Consider the following 263-nt stretch of genomic DNA (forward strand, 5'->3'; position numbering starts at 1 on the left):
CCGGAACCACCGCGAGCGGGGCCTGACCCTCGTGCTCATCACCCACGAGATGGATGAGATCCGCCGCGTCTGCGACCGCGTGGCCGTGTTGGATGCTGGCCACCTGGTGGAAACCGGGCCGGTCACCGAGGTGGTCCTGCACCCGCAGCACCCGACCACCCGCCGCTTCGTCAACGAATCCGAGCAGGTCGACGAAGGCGAGCTGCTCAAGGATTTCGACGCCGTGGCCGGGCGCATCGTGCGCCTGACCTTCCTCGGTACCG

At 68.4% G+C, this 263-nt stretch carries 1 pseudogene; it reads left to right on the forward strand.

Annotated features, from left to right (window positions below):
• Positions 1-263 (forward strand): annotated as a pseudogene (locus ACQG3P_RS20065) (methionine ABC transporter ATP-binding protein); the annotation flags it as partial.

This window comes from Stenotrophomonas sp. SrG (assembly GCF_050031795.1).
Taxonomy (GTDB): Bacteria; Pseudomonadota; Gammaproteobacteria; order Xanthomonadales; family Xanthomonadaceae; genus Stenotrophomonas; species Stenotrophomonas rhizophila_A.